General features: G+C 50.0%; 11 protein-coding genes. 4 read left to right on the top strand and 7 right to left on the bottom strand.

The window, feature by feature from the left end:
- Positions 1–553 precede the first annotated feature (553 nt).
- Genes dnaA through gyrB form a run of 4 tightly spaced genes read left to right on the top strand, consistent with a single transcriptional unit; the run spans position 554 to position 6,759 of the window.
- Positions 554–2,071 carry a chromosomal replication initiator protein DnaA gene (dnaA, locus tag AC19YR_RS17260; RefSeq protein ID WP_095110170.1) on the top strand — a complete coding sequence of 506 codons (1,518 nt, stop codon included), beginning with the start codon at positions 554–556 and terminating at the stop codon, positions 2,069–2,071.
- A gap of 38 nt (positions 2,072–2,109) precedes the next feature.
- Positions 2,110–3,213 carry a DNA polymerase III subunit beta gene (gene dnaN, locus AC19YR_RS17255; RefSeq protein ID WP_500599395.1) on the top strand — a complete coding sequence of 368 codons (1,104 nt, stop codon included), beginning with the start codon at positions 2,110–2,112 and terminating at the stop codon, positions 3,211–3,213.
- Between the two features lie 20 nt (positions 3,214–3,233).
- Positions 3,234–4,337, top strand: coding sequence for a DNA replication/repair protein RecF (gene recF, locus AC19YR_RS17250; protein WP_095110173.1), 1,104 nt, complete (start codon positions 3,234–3,236; stop codon positions 4,335–4,337).
- A 4-nt stretch (positions 4,338–4,341) separates the two neighbouring features.
- Positions 4,342–6,759, top strand: coding sequence for a DNA topoisomerase (ATP-hydrolyzing) subunit B (gyrB, locus tag AC19YR_RS17245; RefSeq protein ID WP_095110174.1), 2,418 nt, complete (start codon positions 4,342–4,344; stop codon positions 6,757–6,759).
- A gap of 629 nt (positions 6,760–7,388) precedes the next feature.
- On the opposite strand, the gene AC19YR_RS17240 is transcribed toward gyrB, so the two are convergent.
- The 7 genes from AC19YR_RS17240 to AC19YR_RS17210 all read right to left on the bottom strand — a co-directional run bounded on the left by AC19YR_RS17240 (position 7,389) and on the right by AC19YR_RS17210 (position 15,869).
- Entirely contained in the window at positions 7,389–8,843 is a 1,455-nt protein-coding gene (locus tag AC19YR_RS17240) for a flippase (RefSeq protein WP_095110175.1), read from the bottom strand.
- Positions 8,840–10,420 carry a hypothetical protein gene (locus tag AC19YR_RS17235; protein ID WP_500599392.1) on the bottom strand — a complete coding sequence of 527 codons (1,581 nt, stop codon included), beginning with the start codon at positions 10,418–10,420 and terminating at the stop codon, positions 8,840–8,842. The genes AC19YR_RS17240 and AC19YR_RS17235 overlap by 4 nt, the downstream gene beginning before the upstream one ends.
- Before the next feature lie 64 nt (positions 10,421–10,484).
- Positions 10,485–13,373, bottom strand: coding sequence for a hypothetical protein (locus AC19YR_RS17230; protein WP_500599390.1), 2,889 nt, complete (start codon positions 13,371–13,373; stop codon positions 10,485–10,487).
- A gap of 75 nt (positions 13,374–13,448) precedes the next feature.
- Complete coding sequence (locus AC19YR_RS17225) at positions 13,449–14,258, bottom strand: glycosyltransferase family 2 protein (protein WP_095110176.1); 810 nt, start codon at positions 14,256–14,258, stop codon at positions 13,449–13,451.
- 11 nt (positions 14,259–14,269) lie between these two features.
- Positions 14,270–14,626, bottom strand: coding sequence for a DMT family transporter (locus AC19YR_RS17220; RefSeq protein WP_095110178.1), 357 nt, complete (start codon positions 14,624–14,626; stop codon positions 14,270–14,272).
- Positions 14,623–15,459, bottom strand: a complete 837-nt coding sequence (locus tag AC19YR_RS17215) for a sugar phosphate isomerase/epimerase family protein (protein ID WP_500599389.1) — start codon at positions 15,457–15,459, stop codon at positions 14,623–14,625. Before AC19YR_RS17215 ends, AC19YR_RS17220 begins: the two co-directional genes overlap by 4 nt.
- Positions 15,456–15,869, bottom strand: coding sequence for a hypothetical protein (locus AC19YR_RS17210; RefSeq protein WP_500599388.1), 414 nt, complete (start codon positions 15,867–15,869; stop codon positions 15,456–15,458). Before AC19YR_RS17210 ends, AC19YR_RS17215 begins: the two co-directional genes overlap by 4 nt.
- Between the last annotated feature and the right edge of the window lie 148 nt (positions 15,870–16,017).

Genomic DNA, 16,017 nt, shown 5'->3' with positions numbered 1-16,017 from the left:
TGGTTCGTCCACAACGGGCCGGAATGGCCCCCGTTTTAAGAGACCGGCGATTCTAGAGAAAGCACGCCCCTAGGTCAATTTCCAACCAACGTTTCCTTTAATTAGATCTCTACAGCCTCGTGAGGGAGAGTTGGCGGTGTGTAGATATAGAAATAAGAAAGGAATTATTTAAAGCTTTTCTGTAAAGCTTATTAAAGCTAGGGATGCTATCTCCTGTGGATAACAGCATTTAAGCCTTCTAATTCGGGCTGTACAGAGGATGACAACTAGGCGTGAAAGCGGTGCCCTACCTGTGCCGTACTGTCGGATAACCTGTGGGCGAAAGCGATGGTTATCCACAGGCCGGTTATCCACTGGCTTTACCCCCTACTTTTGCAACGGGCTTAGCCATGGTTATCCACAGAGCTTATGCACATACCGTTGGTCATCTTTTTTATGGGTAAAGCATTGATTCTTCGTGCGGTGCGGCCAACCTACATGTGGATAAGTGTGCGTCTGGCCGCTACAATGGCCGCTGTTTTTGCCTCACCGGCTTTCGACTTAGGGGATATCCGTGTCAGTGGAACTTTGGCAGCAGTGCGTAGAACTTCTGCGTGATGAGCTGCCTGCCCAGCAATTCAACACTTGGATCCGTCCACTACAGGTCGAAGCCGATGGCGACGAGCTGCGTGTCTACGCACCGAACCGCTTTGTTCTCGATTGGGTCAACGAAAAGTACTTGAGCCGTGTGCTCGAGCTGCTGGACGAGCACGGCAACGGTATGGCCCCGGCGCTTTCCTTATTAATAGGCAGCAAACGCAGCTCAGCACCTCGTGCGGCGCCCAACGCCCCGCTGGCCGCTGCGGCATCCCAAGCTCAAGCCTCGGTCGCCCCACCACCTGTCAATGCACCTACCCCCGCTGCGCCAGCCAAACGCGCCACCCATAAGGTAGCCGAGGCCAGCGAAGAGCCCTCGCGCGACAGCTTCGACCCGATGGCCGGTGCCAGTTCGCAACAGGCTCCGGTTCGTGCCGAGCAGCGCACCGTGCAGGTCGAAGGTGCCCTCAAGCACACCAGTTACTTGAATCGCACGTTCACCTTCGAGAACTTCGTCGAAGGTAAGTCGAACCAATTGGCCCGTGCGGCTGCCTGGCAAGTGGCGGATAACCCCAAGCACGGTTACAACCCGCTGTTCCTGTATGGCGGCGTGGGCCTGGGTAAGACTCACTTGATGCACGCTGTGGGTAACCATCTATTAAAGAAGAACCCGAATGCCAAGGTCGTGTACCTGCACTCGGAGCGCTTCGTCGCGGACATGGTCAAGGCGTTGCAGCTCAACGCAATCAACGAGTTCAAGCGTTTCTACCGCTCCGTCGATGCCCTGTTGATCGATGACATTCAATTCTTCGCTCGCAAGGAACGGTCCCAGGAAGAGTTTTTCCACACGTTCAACGCACTGCTTGAAGGTGGCCAGCAGGTCATCCTGACCAGCGATCGTTACCCGAAGGAAATCGAAGGGCTTGAAGAACGCCTCAAATCGCGCTTCGGTTGGGGCCTGACAGTTGCCGTCGAACCTCCAGAGCTGGAAACCCGTGTCGCGATTCTGATGAAGAAGGCCGACCAGGCCAAGGTCGACCTCCCCCACGACGCGGCGTTCTTCATTGCCCAACGCATTCGCTCCAACGTGCGTGAGCTTGAGGGCGCGCTCAAGCGCGTCATCGCTCACTCCCACTTCATGGGCCGCGACATCACGATCGAGCTGATCCGCGAATCCCTGAAGGACCTGCTGGCACTCCAAGACAAACTGGTGTCTGTGGATAACATTCAGCGCACCGTCGCCGAGTACTACAAGATCAAGATTTCCGACCTGCTGTCCAAGCGTCGTTCCCGTTCTGTCGCCCGCCCGCGTCAAGTGGCCATGGCGCTGTCCAAGGAACTGACCAACCACAGCCTGCCGGAAATCGGCGATGTGTTCGGCGGCCGCGATCACACCACGGTCTTGCACGCGTGCCGCAAGATCAACGAACTCAAGGAATCCGACGCGGACATCCGCGAGGACTACAAGAACCTGCTGCGTACACTGACTACTTGATGGCACCAGCGCAGCTTATTAAGGCAAGGGACTAGACCATGCATTTCACCATTCAACGCGAAGCCCTGTTGAAACCCCTGCAACTGGTCGCAGGCGTCGTTGAGCGCCGCCAGACCTTGCCGGTGCTCTCTAACGTGCTGTTGGTCGTCGAAGGCCAGCAGCTGTCGCTGACCGGTACCGACCTGGAAGTCGAACTGGTTGGCCGTGTGGAGTTGGAAGAGCCGGCAGAACCCGGCGAAATCACCGTCCCGGCGCGTAAGCTGATGGACATCTGCAAAAGCCTGCCAAACGATGCGCTGATCGACATCAAGGTCGATGAGCAGAAACTGGTGGTCAAGGCTGGCCGGAGCCGCTTCACCCTGTCCACCCTGCCGGCTAACGATTTCCCCACTGTTGAAGAAGGCCCGGGCTCGCTGACGTGCAGCCTGGAGCAAAGCAGGCTGCGTCGCTTGATCGAACGCACCAGCTTCGCCATGGCCCAGCAGGATGTACGTTATTACCTCAACGGCATGCTGCTGGAGGTTTCCGAAGGGATCATCCGCGCTGTGGCCACCGACGGCCATCGGTTGGCCATGTGCTCGATGAAAGCCGATATTGGCCAACCGGATCGCCACCAGGTGATCGTGCCGCGCAAAGGCATTCTGGAATTGGCGCGCCTGCTCACTGAGCCGGACGGCCAGGTCAGCATCGTGCTTGGTCAGCACCATATTCGTGCGACCACGGGCGAGTTCACCTTCACCTCCAAACTGGTGGACGGCAAGTTCCCGGACTACGAGCGCGTTCTGCCTAAAGGTGGCGACAAGTTGGTACTGGGCGACCGCCAGGCATTGCGCGAAGCGTTCAGCCGTACCGCGATCCTGTCCAACGAAAAATATCGCGGCATCCGCCTGCAACTGGCCAACGGTCAGTTGAAAATCCAGGCCAATAACCCGGAACAGGAAGAAGCGGAAGAAGAAGTGGGCGTCGACTACAACGGTGGCTCGCTGGAAATCGGCTTCAACGTCAGCTATTTGCTGGACGTGCTGGGCGTCATGACCACTGAGCAGGTTCGCCTGATCCTGTCCGACTCCAACAGCAGTGCGCTGGTGCAGGAATCCGACAACGATGATTCGGCATACGTCGTCATGCCGATGCGCCTGTAAACATGTTCAGCAGAAGCTAGATGTCCCTCAGTCGCGTCACGGTCACCGCGGTGCGCAATCTGCACCCGGTGACCTTCTCCCCTTCCCCACGCATCAACATCCTCTCTGGCTCTAATGGCAGTGGCAAAACCAGTGTTCTGGAAGCCATTCATTTGCTTGGGCTTGCCCGCTCGTTCCGCAGCACTCGGTTGCTGCCGGTCATCCAGTACGAGCAGCCGGCCTGCACGGTGTTTGGTCAGGTTGAGCTGGCAGAAGGTGGGCACAGCGCATTGGGTATTTCTCGGGATCGCCAAGGCGAGTTCCAGATCCGCATCGATGGGCAGAACGCCCGCAGCGCCGCTCAGTTGGCCGAGATCCTGCCGCTGCAACTCATCAACCCTGACAGTTTTCGCTTGCTGGAGGGCGCACCGAAAATTCGTCGGCAGTTTCTCGACTGGGGTGTGTTCCACGTGGAACCACGTTTCATGTCCACCTGGCAGCGGCTGCAGAAGGCCCTGCGCCAGAGAAACTCTTGGCTGCGGCATGGTACACTTGACGCCGTTTCGCAAGCGGTTTGGGACAGAGAACTGTGCCAGGCCAGCGCTGAGATTGATGAATACCGCCGCGCTTACATCAAAGCCTTGAAACCAGTCTTTGAGCAAACCTTGAGCGAACTCGTTGAGCTTGAGGGTTTGACGTTGAGCTATTACCGGGGGTGGGACAAAGAGCGAGAGCTAAGTGCAGTGCTCACCGCTTCCGTTCACCGGGACCAGCAAATGGGGCATACCCAGGCCGGGCCACAACGCGCTGATTTGCGTCTTCGATTGGGCGCACATAACGCTGCGGATATCTTGTCCCGCGGCCAGCAGAAGTTAGTGGTCTGTGCCCTACGCATCGCCCAGGGGCACTTGGTCAGCCAGGCCCGGCGCGGCCAATGTATTTATCTGGTGGATGATTTGCCGTCAGAACTGGACGAGCAGCACCGCCGCGCGCTTTGCCGTTTGCTGGAAGACTTACGCTGCCAGGTGTTCATTACTTGTGTAGACCACGAATTATTGAGGGACGGCTGGCAGACGGAAACGCCAGTCGCTCTGTTCCACGTGGAACAGGGCCGTATCACCCAGACCCACGACCATCGGGAGTGAAGGCATGAGCGAAGAAAACACGTACGACTCGACGAGCATTAAAGTGCTCAAAGGCCTGGATGCCGTACGCAAACGTCCCGGTATGTACATTGGGGACACCGATGATGGTAGCGGTCTGCACCACATGGTGTTCGAGGTGGTCGATAACTCGATCGACGAAGCTCTGGCTGGCCATTGCGACGACATCAGTATCATCATCCACCCGGATGAATCGATCACCGTACGCGACAACGGTCGCGGCATTCCGGTAGACGTGCATAAAGAAGAAGGCGTTTCCGCAGCCGAAGTCATCATGACGGTGCTGCACGCCGGCGGTAAGTTCGACGATAACTCCTACAAAGTATCCGGCGGGTTGCACGGTGTGGGTGTTTCGGTGGTAAACGCCCTGTCCGAAGAGCTGATCCTCACCGTCCGCCGCAGCGGCAAAATCTGGGAACAGACCTATATCCACGGTGTGCCAAAAGAGCCGATGCGCATCGTCGGTGAAAGCGAAACCACCGGGACCCAGATCCACTTCAAGCCCTCGCCTGAAACCTTCAAGAACATCCACTTCAGCTGGGACATCCTGGCCAAGCGGATTCGTGAACTGTCCTTCCTCAACTCCGGTGTCGGCATCGTCCTCAAGGATGAGCGCAGCGGCAAGGAAGAACTGTTCAAGTATGAAGGTGGCCTGCGCGCATTCGTTGAATACCTGAATACGAACCGCACCCCGGTCAACCAGGTGTTCCACTTCAATATCCAGCGCGAAGACGGCATCGGCGTTGAAATCGCTCTGCAGTGGAACGACAGCTTCAACGAAAACCTGCTGTGCTTCACCAACAACATTCCGCAGCGCGATGGCGGTACTCACCTGGTGGGCTTCCGTTCGGCGCTGACGCGTAACCTGAACACCTACATCGAAGCCGAAGGCCTGGCGAAGAAGCACAAAGTCGCCACCACCGGTGACGACGCCCGCGAAGGCCTGACCGCCATTATCTCGGTCAAGGTGCCGGACCCTAAGTTCAGTTCCCAGACCAAGGACAAACTGGTGTCCTCCGAAGTGAAGACCGCGGTCGAACAAGAGATGGGCAAGTATTTCTCCGACTTCCTGCTGGAAAACCCCAACGAAGCGAAATTGGTTGTCGGCAAGATGATCGATGCGGCACGGGCCCGTGAAGCGGCGCGTAAAGCCCGTGAGATGACCCGTCGCAAAGGTGCGCTGGATATCGCCGGCCTGCCGGGCAAACTGGCGGACTGCCAGGAAAAAGACCCTGCCCTCTCCGAACTGTACCTGGTGGAAGGTGACTCTGCTGGCGGCTCCGCCAAGCAGGGACGCAACCGCAAGACCCAGGCGATCCTGCCCCTCAAAGGCAAGATCCTCAACGTCGAGAAGGCCCGTTTCGACAAGATGATCTCTTCCCAGGAAGTCGGCACGCTGATTACCGCCCTGGGCTGTGGCATCGGCCGCGAAGAGTACAACATCGAGAAACTGCGCTATCACAACATCATCATCATGACCGATGCTGACGTCGACGGTTCGCACATCCGTACCCTGCTACTCACTTTCTTCTTCCGCCAATTGCCGGAACTGATCGAGCGTGGCTATATCTACATCGCCCAGCCGCCGCTGTACAAAGTGAAGAAAGGCAAGCAAGAGCAATACATCAAAGACGACGACGCCATGGAAGAGTACATGACGCAGTCGGCCCTGGAAGACGCGAGCCTGCACCTGAACGACGAAGCGCCCGGTATTTCCGGCGAGGCGCTGGAGCGCCTGGTCAACGACTTCCGCATGGTGATGAAGACCCTCAAGCGTCTGTCGCGCCTGTACCCGCAGGAGTTGACCGAACACTTCATCTACCTGCCGGCCGTCAGCCTGGAGCAACTGTCCGATCACGCGGCCATGCAGGATTGGCTGGCCCAGTACGAAGTGCGCCTGCGCACGGTAGAGAAATCCGGCCTGGTCTACAAAGCCAGCCTGCGTGAGGACCGTGAACGTAACGTCTGGCTGCCTGAGGTCGAACTGATCTCCCACGGCCTGTCGAACTACATCACGTTCAACCGCGACTTCTTCGGCAGCAACGACTACAAAACCGTCGTGACCCTGGGCGCCCAACTCAGCACCTTGCTCGACGAAGGCGCGTACATCCAGCGCGGCGAACGCAAGAAAGCCGTGACCGAGTTCAAGGAAGCCCTCGACTGGCTGATGGCCGAAAGCACCAAGCGCCACACCATCCAGCGATACAAAGGTCTGGGTGAAATGAACCCGGATCAGCTGTGGGAAACCACCATGGACCCAAGCGTGCGCCGCATGCTCAAAGTCACCATCGAAGACGCCATTGGCGCGGACCAGATCTTCAACACCCTCATGGGTGATGCGGTCGAACCCCGCCGTGACTTCATCGAGGCCAATGCCTTGGCGGTGTCTAACCTGGATTTCTGATCGGGTTGTCGCCATAACGAAAAAGGCCAACGCATGCGTTGGCCTTTTTTGTGGGGGAGGTTTCACGGCAGAGTTGACGCAGCAAATCCCCGCCGTGTTCACAGCTGTGTAACGACCATGCTTGCTCCCCGGTGCCCGGGATTTGTTGCGGTGTCCTACCTGGCGAGATGCCGCCACAGTTACTGCGTGACCGTCTGATCCTGGTGGCCGCCTGCTGGGAGTGCGCTGGGGTTGTTGTTGGGTTACCTGATCTGGAACTGGCGACGTTTAAGCGTCGTAAGGCCTACTTCGGCTGAGAGTTGGCGCGTCTGGATGCCGAACTCGCTGCTTCATCACCGATGCCGACTAATCACTGCTTACCCGCCCTCTTCAACCTGCGGGAAAAATCCATCAAATATAGCCCTCAAGTTCCCGTGTCAGCGTTCAGGTTCGATGCCACCACGGCTGGCTAAACTGCGAAATCACCGACTAGGACCAAGACATCAACTCAGAAAAACTGTCCCGGCTCTTCAGCCAGTACCAATGCTTAGCCTCAGCCCATGGCAGCGACGGTTTGGGCTTGGGGTATGGTGGATCATCTTTGGGGGTGGATTTTTTGTGAGAGTTGGGTGGGGGAGCCAAAGCTGCTGTTAATTGAGCTTTGAGATTGAAATGTTCGAGGAATGATCTGTGCGCGCAACTGACATCAACTGACGAATAAACCACAAACCTGCCACTGTGCAAACAGCAACCAGACATATAAGTATCAGTAGTTTTCCATAAGTCCCAATTGCAGAGCTTACATAGACCGCCATCGCTGCAGTAATACTCAATAGCAGTGATACCCAATGATTACCTGCTGGAACTTTTAGGACACTTAACATGAATGCCATCGCAACGGAGTCTACGATAATACGGGCAGTCCAAGCCCAGGCGGCCCCTTCAATCCCGGCATAACGTATGGATAGGTAAAGCATAGGCAAGAAAAACAGAAGTTCTATTATGTGCAGACGAGCTATCAGAGAGGCCTTTCCTCTGCCCAAAAGATAGGTCTGATAGATTTGTGCTAAACAATTCACCAGTACTCCAATAGATAAAATCTTCAAGGCTCCTGCCGCATTACTTCCGAATTCTGTGGAGATCCACCAACCTAACATTTGCGGAGCGAAAAGTATGAGGACAGTTATGATAGGTAACACAAGCGCAAGCACCATGCTTGCACTTAAGGCTAAGAGTTTGTGATTGTTATCAGTCAATTTTGTTCCTCTGGCCATGAGTGGAAAAAGTACACCGCTAAGAGCAGATGGCAATATGAATAGCTTCGTCACAAACTCATAAGGCGTTGTGTAATACGCCACTGAGGGCGCAGAGATACTAGAAGCAAGAAAAAATCTATCCATATAAAGCATCAATGCACTGGCCAGATTAGAAACCGTAATCCATCCACCAAAGGTAAGCAGATTCTTCAACTCCACGAGCCTCCGATGCCGGCTTAAACTGCTTTTTGACAGGTAACTCCTGCAACTCCAAGCCATCGTAAGGCCGCCCACGATACGAGCAACCAACATGATCGCAATGATGACATCAACTCTAGGGTAGGAGGCTATCGCAAATATCGGTGCAGTGAAGGTAACCAGCCCGAACCCGAGGCGTACTAGAGATACAATACCAAACCTACTAAAACCTTCTAAAACTCCCCTGAACCCACCACTGACAATAACGAATGGAATATTTAAAGCTAACAGCAATGCGCTATTGTTAAATTCATCATGGTTGAGACCAAAATTTTGATAATCGAAGTAGCGTGTCACGATCCAAGTCAGTGCCCCCATGAGCAAACCTAAAGCACTCAAGACGTAGATACCTGAACGCACTAATGAACAAAGTCGGTCGGGCCAGGCCTGTAGTTCAGCAACACGCTTCGTTAGCGCACGAGAGATACCTAAGTCAAAAAGACTGGCATAACCAATCACGGCCCAAATGAGTGTTAAAACCCCAAAGCGTTGCAGCCCTAAACTATTAATTATGCTTGGTACCGTAAGCAATCCAACAAATAGTGGGATTGCCAATGAAGCAAAGCTTAGAGTGCTATTACGTAAAATCATCGGATACCCGCTTGAAGGTCTATTCCTCGATTACGTGAGTACGCAGTGTATATCAATACCACAGCTAGACCTATTGTCGTCCAGCCCAATGTGGGAAATGTCAGAGCTTCCAGACGGTGATGCAAAAATGGAACGTCTAGTATGCAGGCAAGGTCGTTGAGAGAGTAAATACGGCTCTCTGATGTTTTAAAAGAACAACCTGCAAAAAGTGTGAGCTGTAGCCAAGTAACACTAATACAGAAGAGCGCCATATATCCAAGCCAAAATCTCCAGAGCAACGACGCGAAAGCTATTTTCGTTCTAATTAGGTTCCAGCCAGCAGCAAGCATTAAGCTAAGGGGAGCTATTAGTGTGTGGAAATACCATCCAGGAGCTCCTGCCCCAACACCCGTTACTGCAATGCGAATGAGTAAGTAGTAAATTAGACCGCTACCGACCGCTCCAATGATTAGTAAAGCTAAAACAGCTGACTCATTATTTTTGTGCTTGAGTAAGTGTAGCGAAGCACCCAAAATTCCGAACAGTAAAAAAACTAATGGAAGTACAAATATCACTGGGGGGTATGCACTGGATGCCGTACTTCCCCAGATAAATGTCATACCGATGCCTAGCACCCCCTTTATTATCTCGATAGGGTAATGAAACGCACCTACCCAAAATAGGCCAGTCGGCACATCAGTTGAAGAAAGCTCGACAAGGCCTGTCACTGAGCCATGCTCCGTGAGATTAGAGAAATAGCGTTTAGCCGAGAAACAAAAGAATAATCCTAAAACCAGTAAAGATCGAGCTGAGGCATAAAAACGATCAACCAAGTTACCTCGCGCTTCCAGCCAAGTTAGCCATATCACAACTGCTATTGTTATTGGAAGGAACGTGATTTTTGTGAGTCCTCCTAGACCAAGAATAACTCCTAGCGCAACGTACCAGTACCAACGTTGAGAGGACTCGATGCGTTTAATTAATAAAAACCAAACCAGCGACAAGATCAGAACGACCAACGAGTCATTACCCAGTCGCGCAAATTCGGGTATTAGGCCAGGAAAAATCAACGGCCAGCTCATTGACAGCTTTGAATAATCTTTGCTCATCTCGGGGAACTTTAGTTTCACCATTCTGGCTGTTGCCGATATGGAAATCATCAACCCCAGAAATGCTAGCGTCCAAGATACCCATCTCAGGAGGAATAGCTGTGAAGACCAAGACAGATCGGATGTAAGCCAAGTAATTGGAGCCAGCAGCCTGTAATAAAACTCCGGATGTTGCCCTTGCCAGTTACTTGTTTCTCCAGGGGAGTATTGACGAGGATGAGATGGTTTGCTGTGTGGTAGATTTTTTGCCAAATCATCGTTGGCAAACCACTCCCTATAGGTCACTCCACCATTTTTATCGAATGGCGCAGTAGTGCTATATGGGGTTGGCGCTACCCGCCTATAGGCTTCCACCTCAGCCGAAAGCTTGCCCTGCTCTACGGAAGGAGGCTGTCCGGTGTCTGCCATTTGCTGGAGATAAGAATAGTGAGCTACCTCATCGTACCCTTCCCATGGGGGAAGGAAACAGATGAAAGCGATGCCAAACAAGTATATCGATATCCATATAATCGTGGTTGTATAACCACGACGATTAAATTTAAATATGTGGTCTCTACTGGTCAAGTATGGCAGCCTTATAAGCATCAACGTTTTTTGTGATTTTTCTGTACCTGATAGAGCTGATTGAGAATTCCGCATTGCCAAATATCGAACTGGTTTCAAGTTTTAATGCTGGAATTTCACCGGGTTTAATTATTAACGGAAAGATAATTTTTGTTTCATATGGCGGCAATGAAACTGGTAGCGGAGTAGATGTACCAATAGGACTTATGAAGTAACGCGCCACTTTGCCAAAAACAGGAATTTTGGATAGTTTGTTATCTATTACATAGTCTACCTCTAGTACGTAGACTTGACTTTTATCATATTTGTTAACTGTCAAAGAGTCTAGATTTATAAGTTTAGAGTTTTTGGCTATCTTCATCTCTCCATCCCAGGAACTACTTGGATATACCCAATTATGAAATTTTGGTTGGCAGAGGCTGTCTGGATTATCAACCCAATTACCTAAGGCAGATAAGTTGCTTTTTCGGCGCCAAATTAAACTGTAGTCTGTTTTTCTGACGAGATCATAATTTGCTAAAATAGCCTCATAAAATGGCCATGAGGCGGTTTGAATCCAGCGTTCATAAGCGGTATAAGTTGGTCTTATAGTATGCACAAAAGCTGGTTTTGAAGATTCGAAAATTTCGATGTAATTGGCTCTTCTTTTTTTACCAAGAGCGTGAATTATATAGTCGATCCCACTTTGATTTACAGTGCCGGACTCTAGTTCGAAGAAGCCTGTATATGTAGACCAAATAGTCGGACGCTTATCATACTCACAGGATGCAGGTGTCCAAGTTTCAAAGTATATTCCTGATCCTGAGGCAGGACTTTCAGTTTTTTTTGTTCGAGCTGAGGTTGTGCTGCTGACCTTTGTACCAAAAGCCTGTTCGTTGGTCTGTCGATATTCTTGATTTTTGTTATTCTGCTCCGCATGATATAGCCACTCTGCATTGATCGGAAACTTGGTGCTTAAGTTGGAGTTTGTGGTTAGTTGAAAGTCTTTCGACGTAAATTCGATAGCAGACTTAATAACGAGTTGTTGGGGGAAACCATGGACATAGGGTTCTAGCGGGGGGCCATCAACACAAATAATAGAGTTATAAGTAGATATAATATGTCGCTCGAAAGACTCATTAAGGAATTGTGCAATTCGATATCTAGTTATATTGGATAGCAGTTTTGGATCACCTATCATTAGGCAGCTTTGGCCTTTCGTCGACACGCTTGAAATTCCATTGATCCAGATGCCAGTTTTCTTTGAATAAAACGGGGTAGAGGACATGCGTTGTGAGTCTAGTTTTGGATTGTCATACCGAAACGTAAAGATTTTATCTCGGCCAGAATAGGTTAATAGTAAATGCGAGCTTGTAACTTGTTCAACCTGTTCAGTGTGGTTGTTAATAGTAATATCTGTTCCTTTGCTGATTAGGGTTACTAAGTCAACAGGGGGGTTGTGAAATATAAGAAAATTTGATGGTTCTTGAACATCAAGGTTAACGTCATTGGCTTGGGCAGCAAGTAACGACTTTGGTGGTATAACAGTCGAGGCAATATAGGATAAATTTTTATACTCCTCCCCAGTGGGGATCACTCCGGAGTACCGTTTCTCTAGTATTGAGGCGCTATAGTCTCTGTTGAAAGCCACTGCGGAGGGAATGAGTCCACGTAAACCCGCAGGGGAAAGTAAAACAAAAATAGCCATGCCTAAAAGTGATAAAATTCTAAATCGAACGATACTACGTTCTGTAAGCCGGTTTTCTATGCGAGTCCAAGAAAAAGAGATTATAACTGCACATGCTATCCGGGTTGCCGCTTCTGAATAATGACTCGAAATCATTCCTAGATTTGAAATAAGTGCTGCACACCCATAGGCCAAGCCAAGCATCCAAATTCTATACTCATTTTTTTCTATTTCATTTTTTGATTTGAAAAGTGAAAGCACTGCTGTAAATATTGCAATAGTTATGATTATGTAATTGACGAAGGGTCTTCTAGTTCCAGGAACAAAAAACAGTGATGAAAAATCTTTGGGGAATATATTAGGATATGCTCCAAAATACCAAAATTGATCTGCTGGGAGATCAGATAAATAGAAGCTAATAGCTTGGCTCGGCTTTCCACCGGTAATGACGTATATTGCAGCCAGATACAGAAGAGGTGTTAGTAAGCAGAACAGAACTGCATCACGGATTCGGATGTACCACTTAGGCTGTCCAGGATGTATTAGAATCAAGGCACTAGCAGTTGCCAAAAAAAGCGCTATTCCCTGCTCCGTAGCGATAATCATCGCTGAGGAACAAAATATAGTTAACGGAATAACTATCTGAGAAAAAGTAGAGTTCTTACGTATCCTTTGTTTTCTATTTATATAAAAAAGATAGCCAAGGCAAAGTGCCGGAACTAATGTTCTAACTGCTAATGAAGAGTAGGCATCCCCAAAAGGGTCGGTCAGCCAAAATAGACTGAGAAGTTCTGTGGATATAATAAAAAAGGCAGAAAGTCCGAGAGCTATGACTGGACGTCGTAGGCCTCCAAAAATAGCTAAGATGGCAAAAAATGCACATAAACCGTTGATAAAATATCGCGACACTTCAGAGGCAAATAAAGTTTTCCCAAATAAAAAATAAATAGGATAATGAAGGTATGAGATAACTAGGCCGTGGAAAACTTGAAAGTCTCTTCCTGGTATTTCTCCAGCAGCAATACGGCGTAATGGATTTATATGTTGAAAGGCCCCATCAATTGGAATGCTTGTAAAAAAAATAGATTTTTTTAGTGTGTAGATAATCAAGGTAAATAATAATGATATAAAAATAAAAAAGCACAGTGCTTTTTCTACGTTTTTAAAATTGTCGGTTTTTAGTCTGCTGAATAATGATTTTATGAGTTGCACAAATAGATATCTCGATAATTATTGTACAATTTACGGTTGAGCCCTAATTCATGACCCATATTTCGCCATGATTTTTTAAGGGTTATAGGCGCCGGCACATGCTTTCACAAGTGTTTTCAGTACCTCAAAATTCCCTCGAAAAGCACTGATTTTTGTCGGAACCTCACCTTTGGGGTAGCGTCGTACTGTAGGCAGTTCAATGCATTTGTATCCCAAGCGTGGGGCACGATATGAGAGGTAGGCCAACAACTCATACTTGGAGAAAACATCTCTGAATATTGATATTTTTGGGTCTACCAGCATTTTTCGGCTGTAGGCGCGAAAACCTTGAGTAGTATCTGTCCAGTGAAACCCAGAAGCGACACTTAACATGGGGGCATGGATAAAGCGGATAGCAAAATCCCTTGATTTGGGGGTGTTTTCTGCGGTTCCCCCTTCTACGAACCGGGAAGCCTGAACGAAATCCGCACCTTGTTTAAGTGCGTTAATGAAATCGAGAATTGCATCTGGGTCGTCTTTGTCGTTTCCATCAATCGTTACGACCCCCTCGTATCCTTGATCGAGAACAAATGCGTAAGCACATCGAAGTTGTGCACTCAATTTCCCGGGTGCGGTTTTGAGTACGAGGCCACGAACTCCAATCTGTTGCAGTGACTCCAACTCCAGCGATCCGTCAGTACTACCACCATCAACAATAATGATATCCGCAATACTGGACACATTAACTGCGGCCATACGAGTTAACAGGCTCTTAATCCGCTCACCTTCGTTAATGACAGGAATCACCACACACCAAGCGTGCTCCCGCCCTAGCCATAGTGGGATCTCGAATGACGGAACTTGCCAGGTTTCGCGAATAGCTGGAGTAATTTCTATAGATGTCATTGGGTGTACCTTTAAGCGACGCGAGCTGTAATCAAGGCTACGCCGGCAATTACCAGTAAGATCCCTGCACCTGTTGTCCAGTGAAAGGGTTCACGAAAAATCAATATAGAAGACATTGCGACGGCAGCAACTGCACCAGCTGTGAGGACAGGATGTGCCACATTTAATGGTAGCCTTGCCAAGGCTGCAGCATAGAGAAGAAATGCTGCACCATAGAGACCAAGGCCTAGCCAAAATGGCCAGTTATTTAGAGCAGCCATTGGGTCACTGAGGGATGGAAATTTACGCGGCTCCATCATCGCCATCTTTATCAGTACGCTTGCGGAGGCATTGGAAAGAATGCCAATTATCAAAATGAACCACTTCATTTGTCTACTCCAGCACCTAGGGATCTATAGTGCTTCTCGGCAAATTGGAGTGCTCGCTCAATTGAGAGCACATGTGATTCACCCTGAGTACCTAGCATTTCAATAGAGACAATAGGGTTCGTCAGGTGTTGCCTGATGGCTTCTGCCATTCTTTGGTGATCTGTACCACCATCGCCCAAGGTCACTAGATTCGGTTCACTGGCGTGGATATGTCCGATGAACGGAGCCGTATTCTGAAGAACTTGATAAGGATCTTCACCATTGATCGCTAGTGCGCCCGTGTCTAGTTGCATCTTGATCGACGGATGCGCAATTAACTTTACGATGTATGCAGTTTCAGCGCTGGTGGTCATGAAGTTAGCACCATAACACGTGGGGTTTGGCTCTAAGCACACAGTAACATTGGTCGTCTGGGCGATATCGCCTAATTCTCTAAAAAACGAAATAGCAACTTCCTGGGTTTCAGCTTCACTCAACCCAGTACGGTCCCTGTTTTTCGGAGAACCGAATACCAGGCGGGTCGCGCCGAGGCCTGCCCCAATTCGGCATATTGCTTTCAAGTGACTTAACATAGCTTTTTGGGAGGTTGGAGCGCCGAAAACATTAAGGCCCGATGTACCAAAAAGTAGTGCCTGCATGCCGGTAATTTCTATACCTCTTGTATTCCACCATGCTTTAACGTGTGCAATTTCTGAGTCTGAAGCGTTGGCCGGCTGAGCGAAGTATTTTCCTGGCGCAATATCTATTGCATCAACACTGTAGCGTTGGAGAAGCTGAACAACTGCCTCATCCTCTGTTACGTCCCATGCAATATTAGAAACCGCTAGCCTCATGCCGTTTTCTCCGAGATGGGTTTGGGTGTAGGGCTTTCTGATTGCGCATAACTTCTGACAGCCAGAATGGTCTCTCTGGAAGAGTACTGGTAGCGACCAGAGGCTCCGAATATGTGAGCGTATTTTGTTTGCATATCGTAGGTAGCAGCAGTACTGGCTAAAGAGTGATTGAACACATTACCGAAACCTTTCTCTGAGATCTCACCGACACTGATTGGCTCAGAGGTCAGATGAATAAGTTTAAGGCCATTGTCGATCGCGGTTTGAATATCTGCCCATAGGTTGACCATAGGGTAAAATTGAAATACCCCACGGCTATCGATGGCTTCAAGATTGTTATTGTTCAGAAAATCATAAATCACATTCTTGCGCAGGCCCGGCCCGACTAAGCCGGGGAGACGTACGATCAAGTGATTGGGAAAATTACGTTCGGCGGTTGCAGGAGCTGAGTGCAACACGGTTATTGAATTGAAGCCGGAGCATCATGCCGCATAGCCATGGCTGCTTGCATCACCTCGCCTATGACCTCGATAGGACATTTGAAGTCGAAACGCTTAC

The organism is Pseudomonas sp. MF08817, from assembly GCF_059862705.1.
The sequence above is the reverse complement of the archived record's forward strand: the minus strand, read 5'-3'. Positions and strand labels throughout refer to the sequence as shown.